The 992-nt window shown below is 72.7% G+C and carries 1 protein-coding gene; it reads left to right on the top strand.

The genetic code is table 11. From position 1 onward, the window contains the following. Positions 1 to 992: DUF4118 domain-containing protein (locus ACQB60_RS45725; RefSeq protein ID WP_496932038.1), on the top strand; the 992-nt coding region annotated here is incomplete at both ends.

Raw genomic sequence — 992 nt, 5'->3', positions numbered from 1 at the left:
CGAGCTCGCGCTGCTGTGGGTCGCCGACCGGGTCGACGAGTACCTCCAGCAGTACCGGGGCGAGCACAACATCCGCTCCACCTGGCAGGCGCGCGAGCGGATCGTCGTCGGCCTGACCGGCGGGCCCGAGGGGCGCACGCTGATCCGGCGGGCCGCGCGGCTCGCGGAGAAGGGCGCGGGCGGCGAGGTCCTCGCCGTGTACGTGGCCCGCAGCGACGGCCTGACCGCGGCCTCGCCCAAGGAACTCGCCGTCCAGCGCACCCTCGTCGAGGACCTCGGCGGCACCTTCCACCACGTGGTGGGCGACGACATCTCGGCGGCGCTGCTCGACTTCGCACGCGGCGTGAACGCCACCCAGATCGTCCTCGGCTCCTCGCGCCGCAAGGTCTGGCAGTACATGTTCGGGCCCGGCGTGGGCGCGACGGTGGCCCGGGAGTCGGGGCCCGACCTGGACGTGCACATCGTCACGCACGACGAGGTCGCCAAGGGGCGGGGGCTGCCGGTTACGCGCGGGGCGCGGCTCGGCCGGTTCCGCATCATCTGGGGCTGGCTCGTCGGCATCGCGGGCCCCACGCTCCTGACGCTGCTCCTCACGAACGTCGACGCGAACCTCGGTCTCGCCAACGACATGCTGCTGTTCCTCGCGCTGACGGTGGCCGCGGCGCTGCTCGGCGGGCTGCTTCCGGCGCTCGCGTCGGCGGCGTTCGGCTCGTTCCTGCTCAACTACTACTTCACGCCGCCCTTCCACCGCGTGACGATCACCGACTCCCGGAACATCGTCGCCATCGTGGTCTTCGTGTGCGTGGCGATCTCCGTGGCCTCGGTGGTGGACCTGGCGGCCCGCCGCACCCACCAGGCGGCCCGGCTGCGCGCCGAGTCGGAGACCCTCTCCTTCCTCGCGGGCAGCGTGCTCCGGGGCGAGACCAGTCTGGACGCGCTCCTGGAGCGGGTGCGGGAGACCTTCGGCATGGAGTCGGTGGCTCTGCTGGAGA

It is taken from the genome of Streptomyces odontotermitis, assembly GCF_050510915.1.
Lineage (GTDB): Bacteria > Actinomycetota > Actinomycetes > Streptomycetales > Streptomycetaceae > Streptomyces.
The sequence above is the reverse complement of the archived record's forward strand: the minus strand, read 5'-3'. Positions and strand labels throughout refer to the sequence as shown.